17 protein-coding genes are annotated in these 18,341 nt (G+C 58.8%); 5 read left to right on the top strand and 12 right to left on the bottom strand.

The window, feature by feature from the left end:
- Window positions 1-94 precede the first annotated feature (94 nt).
- Entirely contained in the window at window positions 95-1,237 is a 1,143-nt protein-coding gene (uppD, locus tag M0412_RS06570) for a polysaccharide biosynthesis type 4 glycosyltransferase UppD (RefSeq protein WP_269698104.1), read from the bottom strand.
- A 16-nt stretch (window positions 1,238-1,253) separates the two neighbouring features.
- Complete coding sequence (gene uppC / locus M0412_RS06565; protein ID WP_046800338.1) at window positions 1,254-1,826, bottom strand: polysaccharide export protein UppC; 573 nt, start codon at window positions 1,824-1,826, stop codon at window positions 1,254-1,256.
- Window positions 1,827-2,036: 210 nt separating this feature from the next.
- Between uppC and uppB the strand changes: the two genes are divergently transcribed.
- Window positions 2,037-4,316 carry a polysaccharide biosynthesis protein UppB gene (gene uppB, locus M0412_RS06560; protein ID WP_269698101.1) on the top strand — a complete coding sequence of 760 codons (2,280 nt, stop codon included), beginning with the start codon at window positions 2,037-2,039 and terminating at the stop codon, window positions 4,314-4,316.
- A gap of 16 nt (window positions 4,317-4,332) precedes the next feature.
- Here uppB and uppA read toward each other — a convergent pair whose 3' ends face one another.
- Together uppA and M0412_RS06550 are read right to left on the bottom strand one after the other, a co-directional pair.
- Window positions 4,333-5,565: a polysaccharide biosynthesis GNAT family N-acetyltransferase UppA gene (gene uppA, locus M0412_RS06555; RefSeq protein WP_269698099.1), complete on the bottom strand. Its 1,233-nt coding sequence runs from the start codon at window positions 5,563-5,565 to the stop codon at window positions 4,333-4,335.
- A gap of 97 nt (window positions 5,566-5,662) precedes the next feature.
- Window positions 5,663-5,875 carry a DUF2842 domain-containing protein gene (locus tag M0412_RS06550; RefSeq protein WP_142839953.1) on the bottom strand — a complete coding sequence of 71 codons (213 nt, stop codon included), beginning with the start codon at window positions 5,873-5,875 and terminating at the stop codon, window positions 5,663-5,665.
- Between the two features lie 227 nt (window positions 5,876-6,102).
- Here M0412_RS06550 and M0412_RS06545 point away from each other — a divergent pair, with 227 nt between their 5' ends.
- A complete protein-coding gene (locus tag M0412_RS06545; RefSeq protein ID WP_269698097.1) occupies window positions 6,103-7,221 on the top strand; it encodes a COX15/CtaA family protein in 1,119 nt (372 codons plus the stop codon).
- Between the two features lie 6 nt (window positions 7,222-7,227).
- Here M0412_RS06545 and M0412_RS06540 read toward each other — a convergent pair whose 3' ends face one another.
- The 6 genes from M0412_RS06540 to M0412_RS06515 form a co-directional block, all read right to left on the bottom strand.
- A complete protein-coding gene (locus M0412_RS06540) occupies window positions 7,228-8,073 on the bottom strand; it encodes an aminoglycoside phosphotransferase family protein (RefSeq protein ID WP_269698096.1) in 846 nt (281 codons plus the stop codon).
- Window positions 8,074-8,083: 10 nt separating this feature from the next.
- Complete coding sequence (gene argC, locus M0412_RS06535; RefSeq protein WP_269698094.1) at window positions 8,084-9,016, bottom strand: N-acetyl-gamma-glutamyl-phosphate reductase; 933 nt, start codon at window positions 9,014-9,016, stop codon at window positions 8,084-8,086.
- A 69-nt stretch (window positions 9,017-9,085) separates the two neighbouring features.
- Window positions 9,086-10,039, bottom strand: coding sequence for an agmatinase (gene speB, locus M0412_RS06530; protein ID WP_269698093.1), 954 nt, complete (start codon window positions 10,037-10,039; stop codon window positions 9,086-9,088).
- 131 nt (window positions 10,040-10,170) lie between these two features.
- A complete protein-coding gene (rpsI, locus tag M0412_RS06525; protein ID WP_080852221.1) occupies window positions 10,171-10,638 on the bottom strand; it encodes a 30S ribosomal protein S9 in 468 nt (155 codons plus the stop codon).
- A 2-nt stretch (window positions 10,639-10,640) separates the two neighbouring features.
- A complete protein-coding gene (rplM, locus tag M0412_RS06520) occupies window positions 10,641-11,105 on the bottom strand; it encodes a 50S ribosomal protein L13 (protein WP_035242586.1) in 465 nt (154 codons plus the stop codon).
- A 254-nt stretch (window positions 11,106-11,359) separates the two neighbouring features.
- The gene (locus M0412_RS06515; protein ID WP_269698091.1) at window positions 11,360-12,196 is read right to left on the bottom strand and encodes an EamA family transporter; all 837 of its coding nucleotides are present in this window, start codon (window positions 12,194-12,196) and stop codon (window positions 11,360-11,362) included.
- Window positions 12,197-13,123: 927 nt separating this feature from the next.
- On the opposite strand from M0412_RS06515, the gene M0412_RS06510 reads away from it, so the two are divergent.
- The 3 genes from M0412_RS06510 to M0412_RS06500 all read left to right on the top strand — a co-directional run bounded on the left by M0412_RS06510 (window position 13,124) and on the right by M0412_RS06500 (window position 15,272).
- Window positions 13,124-13,558, top strand: a complete 435-nt coding sequence (locus M0412_RS06510) for a CoA-binding protein (protein ID WP_269698090.1) — start codon at window positions 13,124-13,126, stop codon at window positions 13,556-13,558.
- A gap of 74 nt (window positions 13,559-13,632) precedes the next feature.
- Window positions 13,633-14,916, top strand: coding sequence for an O-acetylhomoserine aminocarboxypropyltransferase (locus M0412_RS06505; RefSeq protein WP_269698088.1), 1,284 nt, complete (start codon window positions 13,633-13,635; stop codon window positions 14,914-14,916).
- A 14-nt stretch (window positions 14,917-14,930) separates the two neighbouring features.
- On the top strand, window positions 14,931-15,272 hold the full coding sequence (locus M0412_RS06500) for a cupin domain-containing protein (protein ID WP_269698086.1): 342 nt from the start codon (window positions 14,931-14,933) through the stop codon (window positions 15,270-15,272).
- Window positions 15,273-15,307: 35 nt separating this feature from the next.
- Here M0412_RS06500 and M0412_RS06495 read toward each other — a convergent pair whose 3' ends face one another.
- Together M0412_RS06495 and M0412_RS06490 are read right to left on the bottom strand one after the other, a co-directional pair.
- A complete protein-coding gene (locus M0412_RS06495) occupies window positions 15,308-16,555 on the bottom strand; it encodes a cytochrome P450 (RefSeq protein ID WP_269698084.1) in 1,248 nt (415 codons plus the stop codon).
- Between the two features lie 89 nt (window positions 16,556-16,644).
- Window positions 16,645-17,892: a diguanylate cyclase gene (locus tag M0412_RS06490; protein ID WP_142839602.1), complete on the bottom strand. Its 1,248-nt coding sequence runs from the start codon at window positions 17,890-17,892 to the stop codon at window positions 16,645-16,647.
- Window positions 17,893-18,341: the final 449 nt, after the last annotated feature.

The raw sequence follows: 18,341 nt of genomic DNA, 5'->3' as shown, positions 1-18,341 counted from the left end.
ATGCTAAGAAACGTTTATGATGCTTTTCTACAGGATGGCGGAATATACAATTAAAAATCGTGTTTTTAAAATGTCTTTAGACGTCAGGCGCGCTTTAGCGTGAAAGCAGGTCGCGATACAGCTTCATCATGTCATCGGCCATGACAGGCGTTGAAAACTTCGCCTTAAAGCTGTTTGGTGGGGGCATCACCCGCTTTGACCAATCGCCATCTTCAGCGTCCCTGACCATGATCTTCGCCAGCGCCTCGGCGTCTCCGGCCGGAACCAGCGCCTCGCTGTTCTCTCCCAGAACCTCGGGAATGCCGCCGACATGTGAGGCGATGACCGTCTTGCCCGCCGCCAGCGCCTCAAGCACGATATAGGGCATGGCTTCGGCGCGCGAGGGCACCACCACGGTCTCCGCCAGCTCGAAGGCCTGTCTGGCGGGCATGGCGGCATGCATGGCAATCCGCTGGGAAAGCCCTGATTTGTCGATCATCGCCGCATATTTGTCCCTGTCCGGCCCGTCACCGACGATAACGCCGGACATGGGGTGGCCGATGCTACGCTCCATCCTGGCGAAGGCCTTGATGAAGACATCCGGGCCCTTGAGATCGCGCAACATGCCGATATAGAGGAAACGGGCTGCGTCCTCGCGGGCCGGCACGGTTTCGAACTCGCTTTCCTGCACGCCGTTATAGATCATCGCCGTTCGGGTGCGCGGCTTGCCGACCTTGGCTTCATAGGTTCGCTGTTCGAAATTACAGACAAAGCAGAGCGCGTCGGTAAAGTGTTCCTGAAACCTTTCGAGCCGCAGGAACAGCTGCCCCTTCAGGCTCTTGCGGTCGTAATGCAGGCTGCCGCCATGCGGCGAGTAGAGGCGGGCTACGCGATACCTGTTCGCCCGCAACAATGAGCCGATCAGCCGGGCAAGAGCGCCACCCTTGGCGCTATGCCCGTGCAAGATGTCCGGCCGCAAACTTTTTATCTGCTTGTAGGATCTCCAGAGTGCCGGCAGGTCACCCGGGCCGATGGAGCGCCTGATGGGCAGGCGGGTAAGCCCCAGCTCCAGCATCGGGGCGATCTGGGCGAAAAGCCGTTCCTCATGTGCGCCACCGGTCGAACTGTCGCAGACGATACCCACCTTGTGACCCTGTTTGACATGTTCTTCTATCAGGTCGCGCACATGGCGGAAGACACCGCCGACGGGGGAGCGGAAACAGTGAATGATGCGCAGGGGAGGGCCGTCATCCGACACGTGTGCCACTCCGTTTTCAGAAGAAGCGTTCACGTACATAGACCGTATCGCCCGCAAGAATGGGTGCGGTGATGCCGATCCGGCCGGTCATTACCTCGGCGTTGATCTTGCGGGTAAGATCGACATCGGCCTGATTGGCGCGCGGGGTGAACCCGCCGGCGATGGCGATGGCGTTCTGCACCGTCATGCCGGGCACATAGGAATATTGGCCGGGACGACCAACTTCACCCATGATGAAGACGGGGCGATAACGGTCGATCTCGATCGTCACGTCTGGATCGCGCAGATAACCCTGGCGCAATTTCGCGGCAATGGCGGCTTCGAGCTGCGGCAGCGTCTTGCCGCGCGCAGGAACCTGACCGACAAGCGGGAAGGCGACATAACCGGCCTGATCGACCGTATAGGTATTGGTCAGCCCCACCTGTTCGAAGACGTTGATGCGCAGCCTGTCGCCGCTATCGACATGATAGGGTTGCAAGGCCGCCTCATTGAACGAGCGCGGCGCGGGTTGATATGCCGCGCAACCGGAAAGGGCCGTCAGAACGGCAAGCGTCAGTGCGGTGACATGTCGTGATCCGGCGAGCGGCATCTCATCTGGCTCCGAGTCGATCTATGAGCATTCTTATCGTTCTGTTAGGGTTAATGCGCGGTAAACGGTCAGTCCGGAGTGTCGCAATATCCGATTTATTTTGTCGGATTCGCCGGGATTAACTGTTGTGTTACCGCCAAGACTTACAATTCGCGAAAATTGGCCATCTATATTTGAGCGCCCGAGGTTTGTCTCGGTTACGGAGCCCACATGAACGGCGATCGCATGGACGACAGGGATGTGGATATCGATCTGGCACAGCTTGTTGCAGCCATATGGCGGCGCAAGGGCCGGATCGCGGCCGTCACGCTTCTGGCCGGCGGCGCCGCCTTCGTGATCGCCAGCATGATGGCGCCCGCCTATAAGGGTGAAGCGCGTGTCCTCATCGAATCCCGCGCGGCCTCTTTCGGTGCTTCACAGCAATCCAATGCGCCGGCCGAGCCGGTGCTTGATGAATTGACCGTCTCCAGCCAGGTGCAGATCCTGCAATCGGTCGACCTCATCAAGCAGGTCGCGAAAAACATGAAGCTCTATGAGCTGGAGGAGTTTGATCCGGAAGCGCGTCCTTCGCTGGTGTCGGGCCTGCTGATTGCCGTAGGTCTCAAGAAAGATCCGCTGCAGGTGCAACCCGAAGAGCGGGTGCTGAAGGCCTTCCGCGAGAAATTGCAGGTCTATCAGGTCGAAAGCTCACGCGTCATCACCGTTGAGTTTTCTTCTGAAGATCCAAAGCTCGCCGCGGCCATCCCCAACGAGATGATGAAGGCCTATATCGCTCTGCAAAGTGGCGCGAAACTCGACACGAGCACGGAAGCGGCGCGCTGGCTGGAGCCGGAAATTGCCAATCTGCGCGAGAAGGTACGTGAGGCGGACAGGAAGGTCGCGGATTATCGCGCCTCATCCGATCTCCTGTCGGCCGGGCAGGGCGAAACGCTTGCCACCCGCCAGCTCAGCGATATCTCGACCGAACTAGGCCGTATTCGTGGAGAGCGTGCGAATGCGGAAGCGCGGGCGGAAGGCGTGCGCAATGCGCTTTCAAGCGGCCGCCCTCTCGATACCTTCCCGGATGTCGTCGGTTCTCCAACGATCCAGCGGTTGAAGGAAAACGAAACGGGTATCCGCAGCCAGATTTCCGATCTGACCTCCTCGTTGCTGGAAGGCCATCCACGTATTAGGGCGCTGCGCAACCAGCTGGAAGGCATACAGCGGCAGATTCAGGAAGAAACTCGCAAGGTGCTGGCAAGCCTGGAAAACGAAGCCAATGTTTCCCGCCTGCGCGAACGGCAACTGGTGCAGCAATTGAACGTGCTGAAATCCGAAAGCGTGCGCGCCGGGGAGCAGCAGGTCGGCCTGAACGATCTGGAACGCGAGGCTTCGGCCCAACGCCAGCTTCTGGAAACCTATCTCGCCCGTTACCGCGAGGCGACCTCGCGCGCCGGTTCGGTGGATTCAACGCCCGCCGACGCGCGCGTGATCTCAGGTGCGGTGGAGCCGCGTGAGCCCTATTTCCCGAAAACCGGAGCCATCACCATCGTCGTCACACTGGCGACCTTCCTGCTCTCCTGCATCGTCGTCATGCTGGTGGAACTCTTCACCGGGCGCGCCTTGAAGCCGGTAGGCAGAAATCAGGTTCCGCCGCTCTCCGATCCGCCTGCGCCGACGCGTAAACCCGCCGACAGGGACGAGACCACGGATTTGCCGGAGCAACCGGTTGCCACCCATCATGAGGCGTCGCCGCCGGCCACCCAGGCCATGCCCGCTGCCGCCTACCAGCAGCAACCCATTGTCGAAGAGGTGCGGCCGTTACCGGTCGTTGCCGCCACCACTGCTGCTTCGGCTTCGGTTTTGCCGGTGGAAGAGGTCGCACCTTTGAAAGAAGAGGCGACGAAAGAGGAGATCGAAACCTCCGACGATTTCTCGATCGATGCCGTTGCGGGCTTTCTGGCCACCCGTCTTGCCAAACCCGTCGCCGCCGTTGTGTCTCCAGCCGGCGACAGCGGTTCAACTACCACCGTCATGCTGGCGCGTGCCCTGTCTGAAATGGGCCGCTCGGTCGTTCTCGTCGATATGACGGCCTCGGCCTGTCCCACGCGTCTTATGGTGCCCGAGGCCGGGCTGCCGGGTGTCATGGATCTTCTGGCGGGCGCTGCTGCCTTTGGTGAAACCATTCACGGTGACCGGCTGTCCGATGCGCATATCGTGCCGCGCGGCAATGCGCAGCCGCGTGAGGCCATGCGGGCCATCGATCGGCTGACGATGATTCTAAGCGCCCTGTCCGACGCCTATGATACGGTTCTGGTTGAATGCGGCGCGGTGCAGATTTCGAGCCTTGAAAAAATGCTGCGCAATCTGCCGGCGGAAATCATCGTTTCGGTGCCCGGCAAGGATGGCGAGATGCTGGAAAAGACGCTCGGTGAACTGGTGGCCCAGGGCTACGAGCAGGCATTGCCAATGACGGGTATGCGCAAGCCGGGTCATCTGAGCGCCGCCTGACGGACGGAAAACCCTCTCAGTCAGTGACAGACAGGGCGTCCGTTCTTGGTCGTCCGGCGCGAAAACGCTGGATCAGCGCGTAGAGCGCCGGATTGGACTTGATCAGGCTTTTCGTTCTGGCGATGGCGACATAGGCCGAGGCCGCTGCGCGCCCCTTCAATGTCACCGGCAGGAATATATCGTGCTGTGCGGTAAAAAGCGGGCACCAGCTGCGTTTGTAAAGCTGGTCGCCGACGCCGAAATCGAAGAGTGCGGCTTTCTCTCTGCAGGCCCGTTCAATCATCAGCCAGAACAGCAACTCGCCGGGGCTGAGTTCCGAAACCGCCTCATCGATCGAGCCGAACTGGCAGATGATGTGATCCTGCTTGCGCGAAAGCCCGGATATGGCGGCAATGACGCCCTCGTTTTCGCCATGCAGTCGAATGGCGTGCAGCTCCAGAAGACTGTCCGTGCCCGTTTCCGGGAAGTTGGCCAGATCGTAGAAAAAATCCTTCACCGATTGGCTTCGAAAAACATCCGGTATGCCCTGAGAGGCGAAGCGGGTGGCCTTTTGCCGGAAGAAAGCCTGCAATAACTCGCATTTTTCCTGTGGCGAACGGGCAATCACATGGCTGTAACCGCCCATTTCCTCGGCTCTGCGGCTCTGGATACGGAATTTCTTCCGCCGCCTCTTGGCATTGACCTGTCGCAGGGTGCTTTCAAAACTCTCCAGCAGCGGCAGTTGAAAGGCCGGGTTCTGGTTTTCGACGGAGGCCAGATACGAAAGCGGATTGGTCCTGCCGCGCCAGCTGAGCGGTATGTTCTGCAAGGCCAGAATATCCGCCCGGCCATGCAGCAGTTTTCGCGCCTCGCGGGCAATCGCCGCCGCCGTCTTGTGTTCCGCCTGTTCGGCAAAGGACGGATCGAAGAGACCGGTATTGATATTGTTGAAACGGCCGCCCGGAAAACGTGCCTTGCGGATGCCGCTCTCCTGCACGATTTCGAGCGGCAGCAGGAAGACCGTCTTTGCGCTTTGTCTGCCGCGAATGATGAGCAATGGGCTTTTCTGGGTCTGTGCCCAGATGGAGCACCAGCCGAACCCCTGATGCAGGGAGTTGAGCGGGTCGCTCTCCATCCGCTCCCAGTCGGGGCGGATGGTGGAAATGTCGTCGACGAGATCGATCACCAGACGGTCGGCACCCCGCCGCTCGCCTTGCATGGCGCTCGACGCTTTGCCCTCGCTGACTGTGACCGGCCCCTCAGCCGCCATCCACTCTCTCCGGTTGTTTCGGTGGGACTATATCGCTGAGCGGCAAACAATCGGTTTATAAAATTGCGACCTCAGGGTGTTGCGCAACGGTTGGCGCTTATCCCTGTTTTTTGGGGCCAGCCATCCATTTGATGATGAGCATGGCCGGCAATATCCACAAAAGCCCGCTCAGCACGAAATAGACCAGATGCACCCACCAGGGCGATTGCGCCAGCGTCGCCGATGCGATGGCAGTCGCCGCCACGGCGTAGATGACGACGAGGCAGATGATGACGATGGTGCCGATAAGCGATCTGAGGCGAGGGGGCATGAAATCTTCCATCATGAGCGCATGTCTCCCAAAGTGTCATCGGTTTGGGAAAAAGACATGCGGAAAACAAAAAATTAGATCGTCTTGGTGATTCGAAGAAGAGGCAGGACGATCTGATATGTAAGCGCGACTATACCGCCGCGACCGGATGCCGCAAACCCTGAGGCCTTGTTTTGTGGTGCCGGTTGGGGCTAATCAACATGACTGTATGAGGGAGACCTGAAAAGATGCGTTCGAGCAGCATGACGATGGCAAACGGTTCCGCGGAAATGGTGGTGGAGGCTGCCCTGCAGAAGCAGGAAAAGAACCGCCGCCTGCTGCGCATCTGGCTGCGCGTCGTTCTCTTCACGCTTTTCTGTCTCGTGCTGGTGGGCGGCGCCACGCGGCTTACCGAATCCGGCCTGTCGATCACCGAATGGAAGCCCATCCACGGCGCTATCCCGCCGCTTTCGGTTGCCGAATGGGAAGAGGAATTCCAGCTCTACAAGCGCATCCCACAATATCAGGAAATCAACAGGGGTATGTCGCTTGATGAGTTCAAGACGATTTTCTGGTGGGAATGGGCGCATCGCTTGCTTGCCCGCGCCATCGGTCTCATCTTCGCCCTGCCGCTCGCCTTTTTCTGGTTGACCGGCCGTGTCGAAAAGCGTTTGCGCCTGCCGCTGGTCGGTCTTCTGGCGCTTGGCGGTTTTCAGGGCTTTATCGGCTGGTGGATGGTCTCTTCCGGTCTCGTCAATCGCACGGATGTTTCGCAATATCGCCTCGCCACGCATCTGACCATTGCCTGCCTCATCTTCGCCGGCTGCATGTGGATATTGCGCGGCCTGTCGCATCATTCGCCTGAGGCGGCTGACGAAAATACGGGCAGGGGCTTTGCCGGCCTGTTGACGGTCCTCTGTCTGTTCCAGATCTATCTCGGCGCGCTGGTGGCGGGGTTGAATGCCGGCCTTTCCTACAATACCTGGCCGCTGATGGACGGCTCAATGGTGCCGGGCGATCTCTTCCTGCAGCAGCCCTGGTGGATCAATCTCTTCGAAAACCCGAAGACGGTGCAGTTCATCCATCGTCTTGGCGCCTACACGCTTTTCGCCGCCACGCTGTGGCACATGGTGTCCATTGCCCGTGCACTGCCGAATACGCCACACGCCCGTCGGGCCGTGCTGTTCTTCGTGCTCGTTTCCATTCAGGCGGCGCTCGGCATCACCACGCTTCTCATGCATGTGGATATCCACGTGGCACTCGCCCATCAGGGCATGGCATTGATCGTGCTTGGATTTGCGGTCGCCCACTGGCGCGGTTTCATTGGCGAATATCCGGCGCCTGTCGCCGTCGAAGTCAGGGACTGAGCGCGTTCAGAACTGCTTCAGCACCGTTTTGACAGTAGCTGCGACAGCGAGTTCGTTGTCGCGCTCTTCCGCATTGCTGTCCTCTTCGTGCCATGCGGCCGAAAGGCAGCCATAAGCGAAGGCATATTGCAGCAAAACCCGTTCATCCCGCTGCAGCGCTCTCGAAAAAATCGCCGCCATCGAGGCGATGCGCGCTTCGCTGCGCGTCAGATCGAAGCGGTCGAGTGGATTGGAGAACATGTTGGCGACATCAAGCGCCGCATCGCCGATCAGCCCGGCCGGGTCGATGATGATCCAACCGCGCCCGCTGCGCATGATGTTTTCGTGATGCAGATCGCCATGCAGCGGCTTCACATCCCGTTGCCGGTCAATCAGCTCCTGCGCCATCGCGGCGGCCTCGATGTAGATGCTCTCCACGCCGCTGGTGCGATCCTGCTCGGCCTTGCGGAACAGGCTTTCGAAATAGAGAGGCAACGTCAGCAGGCTTGAGGGCGGTGTCTGCTGCGATGGCTGATGGTATTGCAGCAGAACATCGGCGGCGATTTCCGTCGCAGCATCGTCGTCACCGTCGCGGAACAGCACATCGCGCAGGGTCTCGGCGCCGGCATGTTCCATCAGCAGAATATCATCGGAACGCTCAAGCAGCTCCACGCATCCGACACCCGCGCGCCACGCGATGAAATCCGCACCGCGAAGGCTGTCCTCAAGCCCTTTCTTTTTCAGGACTTTGGCGACGGCTGGAGAGCCGTCACCACGCGTCACCGCGTAGACCACCCCGGCCGGCGTGTCGGCAATCTGTTTTGCGGCCTCGATATTCCACAAGGCCGGAAAAGAGGGGATGGTTCGGCTCATGCAAAAAACCTCATGCCGACAGCATCAGTTCCATGTTCTGCACAGCTGCGCCGGATGCGCCCTTGCCGAGATTGTCGAGCAGCGCCACGAGGTTGATATGTTCGCCGCCCGGCGTGCCGAAGATGAAGAGCTTCATCGTGTCCTTGCCCGCCAGTTCCTCGGCATCGATGCGGGAAAGCCCCTTGCTTTCGGCAAGTGGCACCACACTGACGATGTCCTGGCCCGCATAATGGGCGGTGAGCGCGGCATGCACCGTCTCGATGCTCGTGCCTTCCTTGAGGTCAGCGGCAAACAGCGGCACCTGCACGATCATGCCCTGCGGGAAACGTCCAACGGAAGGCGCAAACAGCGGCGCGCGGTCAAGCTGGCCGTGAATGGTCATTTCCGGCACGTGCTTGTGGGAAAGCGTCAGGCCATAGAGGAAATTATTGGCGCTGATCGCGTCGTCGCGGCTCTGATCTTCCATCTGCGCAATCATCTGCTTGCCGCCGCCGGTATAACCGGAAACCGCATTGACGCTGACCGGATAACCATCGGGCAGGATGCCGGCAGCGCGCAGGGGGCGGATGAGGCCGATAGCGCCTGTCGGGTAGCAGCCCGGATTGGCGACGAAGCGGGCGGAGCGAACCTTCTCACCCTGCTCGCTGTCCATCTCGGCAAAGCCGTAAGCCCAGTCCTTGTGGACGCGATAGGCGGTGGACGTGTCGATGATGCGGACATTGTTGTTGCCGGCCACCATCGAGACCGCTTCCCGGGAAGCATCATCCGGCAGGCAGAGGATGGAAATGTCGGCGTTGTTGAGCATATCCTCGCGCATTGCGGCGTTGCGGCGCTCGGCTTCGGGAATGGACAGCAGGTCAATATCGCGGCGACCAGCAAGGCGCGTGCGGATCTGCAGACCCGTGGTGCCGTGTTCGCCATCGATGAAGATCTTCGCTGTCATGTCCTTGTCCTGACTTTTCAAAGGGTTGTAAGGGTATTCGGAATCAGTTTGGCAGGTGCCGTTTTTGTGTCAGCCGGCCTTGGCCAGCCGTTCGGCACGCAGGCCAAGCATATACATTGCAACGGTGGCTCCGGCAATGGCGGTAATATCCGCATGATCGTAAGCGGGGGCCACCTCCACCACATCGGAGCCGCGAATATCAAGCTGGCCAAGGCCGCGCAGAACCGAGAGAATCTTGGCGCTGGTCGGTCCGCCGGCCACAGGCGTGCCGGTTCCGGGCGCGAAGGCCGGGTCGAGGCAATCGATGTCAAAGGTCAGATAGGCCGGCATGCCGCCCGTATGCTTGACGATCAGCGAGGCGATGTCGCTCGCCCGCATCTCCTCCACCTCGTAGCCGTGGAGAATGCGGATGCCGAAATCGTCAGGGGCATGGGTACGAATGCCGATCTGGATCGAGCGGTCCGCATCGATCAGGCCGTCACGCACGGCGCGGGCCACGAAGGAGCCGTGGTCGATGCGTTTGCCATCGTCGAACCATGTGTCCTGATGCGCATCGAACTGCACCAGCGCCAACGGCCCGTGCTTGGCCACATGCGCCTTCAAAAGCGGCCAGGTAATGAAGTGGTCACCGCCGAGCGTCAGCAGATAATCCGTCTTGGAGATGATGCTGCGAGCTTCCTTCTCGATCGTATCAGGCGTCTTCCAGTGATTGCCGTAGTCAAGCAGGCAGTCGCCATAATCGACGGTCGGCATATGGGCGAAGAGGTCACGCGCGAAGGGATATTGCGGATCGTTATCGAAAATTGCCGAGGCCCGGCGGATGGCCTGCGGCCCGAAGCGTGCGCCGGGGCGGTTGGAGGTGGCCGCATCGAAGGGAATACCCCACACCGCCGTCGAGACACCCTTGAGGGTCTTGGTATATTTGCGCCGCATGAAGGAGAGCACGCCCGCATGGGTCGGGTCGGTGGCGGCCGATGTCAGCGTGGTTGCGGTAAAGGCATGGTCGATGGTTTTGGATGGCATTCATCACCCCTGTTGCCGTTTGCGCCGAGGGTGCTGTCTTCCTGTTAAAAAAACAAGGGAGGAAACCACGAAAAAAGGCGGAACCGAAGTCCCGCCTTTCGAAGTTCTGAACGAACCGTTCGTCGAAGCGATTAGCGCTTGGAGAACTGGAACGAACGGCGGGCCTTGGCCTTACCGTACTTCTTACGCTCGACAACGCGGCTGTCGCGGGTCAGGAAACCACCCTTCTTCAGAACGGAGCGCAGGCCCGGTTCGAAGTAGGTGAGGGCCTTGGACAGACCGTGACGAACGGCACCGGCCTGACCGGACAGACCACCACCGGCAACGGTGGCGATGATGTCGAACTGGCCTGCGCGGGCAGCGGCAACGATCGGCTGCTGAAGGATCATCTGCAGAACCGGACGTGCGAAATACGTGGTGAAATCGCGGCCGTTGATGATGATCTTGCCAGAACCGGCCTTCACCCATACGCGGGCTACGGCGTTCTTGCGCTTGCCGGTCGCGTAGGAGCGGCCGAGGGTATCAACCTTGCGGACGTGCACGGGAGCCGAAGCTTCCGATGCCGGGGCGAGGTCTTTCAGAGAGGAAAGATCGGCCATTATCAGGCGCTCCTTACGTTCTTCTTGTTAAGCGCGGCCACGTCGAGAACGGTGGGCTGCTGTGCTTCGTGCGGATGGTTCGAGCCGGCGTAAACGCGCAGGTTCTTCATCTGGCGACGGCCGAGCGGGCCGCGCGGGATCATGCGCTCGATGGCCTTTTCAACGACGCGCTCCGGGAAGCGGCCTTCGATGATCTGGCGAGCGGTGCGCTCCTTGATGCCACCCGGGTGACCGGTGTGCCAGTAGTACTTCTTGTCGGAGTACTTGTTGCCGGTGAAGGCAATCTTTTCCGCGTTGATAACGATGACATTGTCGCCATCATCGACGTGGGGGGTGTAGGTGGCCTTGTGCTTGCCGCGCAGGCGGGTTGCAACGATGGTGGCGAGGCGACCAACAACGAGGCCTTCGGCGTCGATGATGACCCACTTCTTCTCCACCTCAGCAGGCTTCTGAACGAAAGTAGACATGAATTTCACTTTCTAATGTGGACCCGTCATCCTCTTGATTGAATAAGAGCATACGGGCGTTTCTTGTTGCTTGGTTTGGTTGCCCTGAGGCTAACCGCAAATGACCCTATTCCGGCTGGAATCCGATCTGGCGCGCTTATACGGTGCGCCGGAGAATGCGTCAATATGACGTTTTTTGAAGGCCTTAAAAATAACCAAGCAAAAACAATAGTTTATTAGTGTGGTAATATTTTACCACATAAAATCGGCCTGTTTTAGCCCAGTCTCATGACCAGAACGCCTGCTGCTATGATGCCGCCGGCGAGATAACGCCAGATGCTGGCGCGTTCTTTCAGGATCACGACGGAGATGACAAGCGCAAACAGGATGGAGGTTTCCCGAAGTGCGGCAACGACCGCGACGGGGGCTTTGGTCATGGCATAGAGCGCCAGTCCGTAAGAGAGGATGGAGCCGCCGCCGCCGATCAGGCCGCGCCACCAGTTGCGCCGCACATGCGCTGCAACGGCGCTCACGCCGCGTTGGTAAAAGGCGAAACCGAAAAGCAGCACGGGCGGCAGCAGCGACATCCACAGCGTATAGGAAATCGCATTGCCCGAAAGCCTTGCGCCGACACCGTCGACGAAGGTGTAGGAGGCGATGACGAAGGCATTGATGAGCGCAAGGATGATCGCTTTTCCGCCGCCGCGCCGCGCCTCGAAGGCGAGCGTCAGGATGCCGCCGGAAATGATGGCTATGCCGGCAAGCGCCAGCGGACTCAGGACCTCGCTCAGGAAAAGGCTGCTCGTCGCCGCGACGATCAGGGGCGCTACACCGCGCATGACGGGATAAACGAGGCCGATATCGCCGATCGTATAGGCGGCAGCAACAAGGCGAAAATAGGCAAATTGCAGAAACGCCGAGGCGATCAGAAAAGGAATGGCCACCGGCGCCGGAAAAGGCAGAAAGGGCAGGAACGGCAAGGAGCAGGCCGCAGCCCCGGCGGCAATCAGCGAGGCGTCAAGTGACTTGTCGGATCCCGATTTGACCAGTGCATTCCATCCGGCATGCAGGATTGCACCCAGAAGAACCAGAAGAAGAATGTCGATTGTCACAATAGAGACTCGCTCGCGGGCTACTTTGCCAAACCTATAGCATGGGGATTGGCGACCGAAATCCAATTTCGATGGAGGCCGTGAGGTGCCATGGGCGCTTTGTGATCATTTAAAAACAAGTGCGGGTTTCGTCTGATCGTCCGTACGAATATTCGATCCTTTCGCCGATTATGACATGCGTCAAATTTCAGATTTGTGCATGTCACTATATCTCCTGCTCCGGGGGCAATGCCGCTTTGCCCATGATTTCATCCGAGGAACTGGCATGCTGGCTCCGGATGCAAGGCTCGGATCACGCTGGCGCTTGCCTGTTTTTCTAAAAATCAGGGCTATTTAAGCGGATATTGGCGTTTAATTCGCATTTCTGGCAGCGTGGATAAGGGCATCAATCCCAATGCCAGTTTCTTTCATTATCCTGAAAATGAATTTCATATCCATGTAAAATCACAAGCTGAAACGTTGTAGTTTTGCAGATAGATTGATTTACAGAATAACTTTCTGAAAATTAGTCAAGTCTAATTCATCGGTGAACGGAATGAAAACAAACAGGAGACGAATGGCGCATAAAATGCACGCTAATGTTGTTTGAGCCAGTGTTCCCCCGCATATGGGTTATTTTGGAAACTGGATGAAAATACTCAATACCAGCTTATGCGGGGTAGTTTCGTGAAATCATTTTGCGTGAATGAAATTGCCACATATCGAGGCAAGAAAGGGCCGATTTCACGGGTTTTAGACCGGGCAGGGGTTAAAGAATGCGATGATGCGTCCTAAATGACATTAAAAGCAGAGAACAAAAGCAAGCACCTGTGGCGTGCAAATGTAGCTGCGGATTTATGCAGGAAACGCGATACTCGCGCTGATTTCTCACAAGGGTGCCTGCCAGCATCGCTCAAACTGCGAGATGCGCCAAAGGAACAAGTTGACATGCAGCATGATACTTATGAACCGGACTATCTCCGAAAAATCCTGACCGATGTCAGGACCATCGCCCTGCTTGGCGCCTCACCCAATCCGGACCGGCCGAGCCATGGCGTCATGCGTTTTTTATTGTCGAAGGGTTACTGGGTGTTTCCGGTTAATCCCGGCCAGGCGGGCAAGGAGATACTGGGGCAGAAAGTTTATGCCCGGCTTGCCGATATTCCCGAACCCGTGGACATGGTTGATGTCTTCAGGGCGCTCGAATATCTCTCAGCGATCGTCGAGGAGGCGATATTGCTGCCGCAGCGCCCGAAAGTGATCTGGGGCCAGTTATCCGTGCGCGATGACAATGCCGCCGCCAAGGCCGAAGCCTATGGCATGAACGTGGTGATGGACCGTTGCCCCGCAATTGAGTATCGGCGTCTCAATATTGTGCGATAGTTGGTACAGATCGGACTTATCATTTCGCCGCAAGGCATTATGATCCCTCCAAAATTGTATGTGGAGGAAATATCATGTCGAGCAGCAATCCCGGTTTTTCAACACTGGCCGTCCACGCGGGCGCACAGCCAGATCCAACCACCGGCGCACGCGCGACGCCCATCTATCAGACGACCGCTTACGCTTTCCGTGATGCCGATCATGCCGCCGCGCTGTTCGGGCTGAAGGAATTCGGCAATATCTATACGCGCATCATGAACCCCACCCAGGCGGTTCTGGAGGAGCGTGTCGCAGCGCTTGAAGGTGGCACGGCGGCGCTCGCGGTCGCATCCGGTCACGCCGCGCAATTGCTGGTCTTCCACACGCTTTTGCAGCACGGCGACAATTTCGTTGCCGCCCGCCAGCTTTATGGCGGCTCCATCAACCAGTTCGGCCACGCCTTCAAGGGTTTCGACTGGCAGGTACGCTGGGCCGATGCGACCGATCCGGCCAGTTTCGAGGCGCAGATCGATGACCGCACCCGCGCCATCTTCATCGAAAGCCTCGCCAATCCCGGCGGCACCTTCGTGGACATCGCTGCAATTGCCGATGTCGCCCACCGCCACGGCCTGCCGCTGATCGTCGACAACACCATGGCGAGCCCCTATCTGCTGCGACCGCTGGAACATGGCGCGGATATCGTGCTGCATTCACTGACGAAATTTCTCGGTGGCCACGGTAATTCCATGGGCGGCATCATCGTCGATGGCGGCACCTTCGACTGGTCGGCGACGGACAGATATCCGGCGCTGTCGCAACCCCGGCCGGAATATTCGGGTGTCGTGCTGCACCAGACCTTCGGCAATTTCGCCTTCGCAATCGCCTGCCGTGTCCTTGGCCTGCGCGATCTCGGCCCGGCCATCTCGCCCTTCAACGCCTTCCTCATCCTCACCGGCATCGAAACCCTGCCGCTGCGCGTTCAACGCCATTCCGACAATGCGCTCGCCGTCGCCAAATGGCTGAAGGCGCATCCGAAAGTTGGCTGGGTGCATTATGCCGGGCTGGAGGACAGCGATAACTACGCCATTCAGCAGCAGTATTCGCCAAAGGGGGCAGGCTCCGTGTTCACCTTCGGCGTCAAGGGCGGTTATGCCGCTGGCAAGGCGCTGGTGGAAGGGCTGCAGCTTTTCTCGCATCTCGCCAATATCGGCGATACGCGCTCGCTCGTCATCCATCCGGCCTCTACCACCCATGCGCAGCTGACGCCGGAACAGCAGACGGCCGCCGGCGCCGGGCCGGATGTGGTGCGTCTTTCCATCGGTATCGAGGACGTCAAGGACATCATCGCCGATCTTGAACAATCGCTTGCGAAAATCTGAGAGGGCGGCCCGCCATGACGAACTTGCTGACATTTGATGTTTCGGTCGAAGCGGAGCATGGCGCGCCTGCGCCGGAACGGTTGATTTCCGGCGATCCCAGATTCACCACGTGGAATCTGGAGGAAGCGCTGGGCGGCATCTATGCCGGCATCTGGCAATCCACGCCGGGCAAATGGCGGGTGGTCTATGATGAATGGGAATATTTCAACATTCTCGAAGGCCACTCCATCCTGACGGAAGATGGCGGGGCGCCGCGCCACCTGAAGCGGGGCGACCGGCTCGTCCTGCAGCCCGGCTTCACGGGCACCTGGGAGGTCGTTGAAACGACAAGGAAGGATTACGTCATCCGGCTTTGAGGCCGGATGATCCCTGCGGACACCTCAGCCACATCTCACCACGCCAGATCAAGCCGCTCCAGACCATGGAAATGATAGACGTCCTTGACCTTCGGCGGCTGGGCAATACTGAGACCCGGCAGGCGTCTGAACAGCAGCGGCAGGGCAAGATTAAGCTCAAGCCTTGCCAGCGGTGCACCGATGCAGAAATGGATGCCGGCGCCGAAGGAGACGTTGGCGCCCTCGTTCCGGTCCGGCTTGAAGGCCAGAGGGTTGGAGAATTTTGCTGGGTCGAGATTGGCCGCGGCCAGAATGAGGCTGACCTTGTCGCCGCGTTTGAATGTCACACCGTCAATCTCGACCGGTTCCAGCACCCAGCGCTGGAAAATATGGACTGGCGCGCAGATACGCAGCGTCTCTTCAATCGTGCGTTCCGTGGTCGTCTCGTCGCTGAACAGCGTATCAGGCGAGATGCCGCTTTCCAGAATGATGCGCACGGAATTGCCGATCTGGTGCACGGTCGCCTCGTGTCCGGCGTTCAGCAGCACGATGGTGGTGGAAATCAGCTCGTCATCGGTCAGGTACTGGCCCTTATGCTCCGTGTGGATCATATGGCTCAAGAGATCGTCTTGCGGTTCCGCCCGCCGTTCCGCGATCACGCTGCGCACATAATCCGAAAACTCCCTGGCTGCCTTGTCGGCAAGAAGCTCGTCCTCGGCAGTGCGTTTGAACATGTACATGCCGACATAGGCATGTGACCATTTCAGAAGCTGCGGCCCCATTTCTTCGGGAATGCCGATCATGCGGGCAATCATCGTCACCGGAATGATATCGGCATAGGTTGAGAGCAGTTCTGTCTTGCCATCGGCTTCGAAGGCGTCGATCAGGCGGTTGGCGAGTTCCTCGATTTCCGGCTTCATCTTGTCGACATGCCGCGAAACGAAGGCGCGGTTGATGAGCGTGCGCAGCCGCGTATGTTCCGGCGGCTCCAGTTCCAGCAACGAATGTTGCTCGGCGGCATCGAAGTGCTTCACATGTTCGAGTGGTTCGGCGAGACCGATTTCCTCACGGCTGGCCACATGCAGGATCTGTCTGCCGAAACGACGGTCACGTAAAAGCGCGCTGACATGGTCATATTCGGTGAAGAACCATTGCCGCTGCTCTTCCCAGTAAAAGGTGGGACATTGCGCGTGAAGCGCCGCATAGACCGGGTTCGGATCATTATAGAAGGCCGGGTCGCGGGCATCAAGTGAAACGCGGCGCGTGGCGGGGTCGATGGTGAGGAAGGGAAATGTGTCTGTCATGCTCAAGGTTTAGTCCGCGTCTTGTGCTTTGAAAAGGGTGGGGAAAAACCGCTGCCTGTTTTTCCGCCTGTCATCGCATTGGCATCATGTCACCGGCTGGCGATGGCCGATATGCGGTTCAGCGCCGCAACCTGTCGGTCGGCATTATTGTCCATCGGATTTTCGTCCCGGTCCGGGGAGGGGACGACGACATTGGCCGAATTGACGTGGATGACGGTCCTGTTGCGGCCGGCTTTTTTCGCTGCATAGAGCGCACGGTCGGCTTCCGTCATCATCACGCTCAGGTCGGCATCCTTGATCATGGCTTCCGATATGCCGACGCTGGTGGTGACTTCGATACCTTCGCCGCGTGAACTGATCTTGGAAAGACGCAGATTACTGCGGATGGCTTCCGCCAGCGTCACCGTGCTGGACGGGCTTTCGACTTCGGCGACCAGCGCGAATTCTTCGCCGCCCATTCTGACGAACAGGCCGCGATCGCCAATGACGCGTTGCGCCATGTTGCAAAAGTGCACGAGCACCGCATCGCCGGACTGGTGGCCATATTTGTCGTTGATTTTCTTGAAATGGTCGATGTCGAACAGCACCAGCGCCACATAACGGCTGGAAGCCGGCGACCGCTTCTTGATGCGCTCGAACTCCTCGAGAAGACCGCGCCGGTTGAGGACACCGGTGAGGTGGTCGGTCATCGCCAGCCGGTGCAGGCGGGCTTCCGAATCTTCCATGATGATCTTGGCGCTGATCATGATGATGACGGTGAAGCCGAGAATGCCTGAAAAGGCGAGCGGCGACGTCAGCGCGACGGCACTGGGGGACGTGATATCACCGGGAATGATGACCGATGCGATGATGGCGCCGAAAAAGGCCTGCAAAATGAAAATAGCGGCAAGAACCTTGCGGCTAAGCGATGCCCGGCTCCTGTTTGCCAGAACGACGCCGGCCAGCATGAAATAAGCGACGGCGGCACAGGCATGGTAAAGCAGGATACGCGAAACCATGCTGTCCCGCACCGGCGGGATGAGCATGCCGGCCACCCACAAAAGCGCGGGAATGGCGATCCAGCCGGCAAGCTTGCGCTGTTCGAAGGAGAGGAGGCCGGCCAGCCAGAAACCGAAAGCTGAAAGCGCCAGCGTATTGCCGACGTCAATCGACAGGTAGTTGGGAATGTCGCCGCGCATGGCGACAAGAATGGCGCCGATGCCGGTCGAAAGAAAACCGGCGGCGAAATAGAGATTGTGCTGGCGGGCAGGGCGGTGCAGCCACAGGGTTCCCAAAAGGACGGCAAGGGTGAACGTCTCCGACGCCCAAAGCAGCATGCCCGTTTTTGCATCCAGCATTGCAAAATCCTATCTGCGCTATCATGCCGTGAAAGCGGGATCTGCGGCACGATGTGCGCAATACCCGCCGGAATTGTTGAGATGCCATTTCGCCCGAATGGGGCGCCCGCTTCCTGACGGAAACCGGAAATTCGCCGCGCAGTATCAGCAGTAAATCCCTAACGAGTTCTTGCCGGTGAGAAGTTATATCTGTGCATGGCCATGGGTTTTTGCATTTGCGGCTCACTTCGATGGAAAATAATGCCGGCAAGGGCACCCGGTTCCAGACGCGCCCGATGGTTTCAAGCCGTTGCCGTCAGAGGCTTCAAACGCCTGTAATCGCTGTTGAGCCGTTAAGGATATGCGGCTTCGTGTCTTGAAGTACGGGGCAGGGACACTCTATGTAGGGAGAATGAAGGTTAGAAGTGATTCCGGAGCGGCTTTCCGCGAAGGGCAGAGTTGACAAAGGA

The organism is Agrobacterium sp. O3.4, assembly GCF_041414895.1.
Taxonomy (GTDB): domain Bacteria; phylum Pseudomonadota; class Alphaproteobacteria; order Rhizobiales; family Rhizobiaceae; genus Agrobacterium; species Agrobacterium cucumeris.
The sequence above is the reverse complement of the archived record's forward strand: the minus strand, read 5'-3'. Positions and strand labels throughout refer to the sequence as shown.

Excerpts from the sequence above, each read along its gene's own strand:
- uppC (WP_046800338.1), bottom strand. The coding sequence starts at position 1,826 with ATGCCGCTCGCCGGATCACGACATGTCACCGCACTGACGCTTGCCGTT.
- uppB (WP_269698101.1), top strand. The coding sequence starts at position 2,037 with ATGAACGGCGATCGCATGGACGACAGGGATGTGGATATCGATCTGGCA.
- uppA (WP_269698099.1), bottom strand. The coding sequence starts at position 5,565 with ATGGCGGCTGAGGGGCCGGTCACAGTCAGCGAGGGCAAAGCGTCGAGC.
- M0412_RS06550 (WP_142839953.1), bottom strand. The coding sequence starts at position 5,875 with ATGCCCCCTCGCCTCAGATCGCTTATCGGCACCATCGTCATCATCTGC.
- M0412_RS06545 (WP_269698097.1), top strand. The coding sequence starts at position 6,103 with ATGCGTTCGAGCAGCATGACGATGGCAAACGGTTCCGCGGAAATGGTG.
- M0412_RS06540 (WP_269698096.1), bottom strand. The coding sequence starts at position 8,073 with ATGAGCCGAACCATCCCCTCTTTTCCGGCCTTGTGGAATATCGAGGCC.
- argC (WP_269698094.1), bottom strand. The coding sequence starts at position 9,016 with ATGACAGCGAAGATCTTCATCGATGGCGAACACGGCACCACGGGTCTG.
- speB (WP_269698093.1), bottom strand. The coding sequence starts at position 10,039 with ATGCCATCCAAAACCATCGACCATGCCTTTACCGCAACCACGCTGACA.
- rpsI (WP_080852221.1), bottom strand. The coding sequence starts at position 10,638 with ATGGCCGATCTTTCCTCTCTGAAAGACCTCGCCCCGGCATCGGAAGCT.
- rplM (WP_035242586.1), bottom strand. The coding sequence starts at position 11,105 with ATGTCTACTTTCGTTCAGAAGCCTGCTGAGGTGGAGAAGAAGTGGGTC.
- M0412_RS06510 (WP_269698090.1), top strand. The coding sequence starts at position 13,124 with ATGCAGCATGATACTTATGAACCGGACTATCTCCGAAAAATCCTGACC.
- M0412_RS06505 (WP_269698088.1), top strand. The coding sequence starts at position 13,633 with ATGTCGAGCAGCAATCCCGGTTTTTCAACACTGGCCGTCCACGCGGGC.
- M0412_RS06500 (WP_269698086.1), top strand. The coding sequence starts at position 14,931 with ATGACGAACTTGCTGACATTTGATGTTTCGGTCGAAGCGGAGCATGGC.
- M0412_RS06495 (WP_269698084.1), bottom strand. The coding sequence starts at position 16,555 with ATGACAGACACATTTCCCTTCCTCACCATCGACCCCGCCACGCGCCGC.
- M0412_RS06490 (WP_142839602.1), bottom strand. The coding sequence starts at position 17,892 with ATGCTGGATGCAAAAACGGGCATGCTGCTTTGGGCGTCGGAGACGTTC.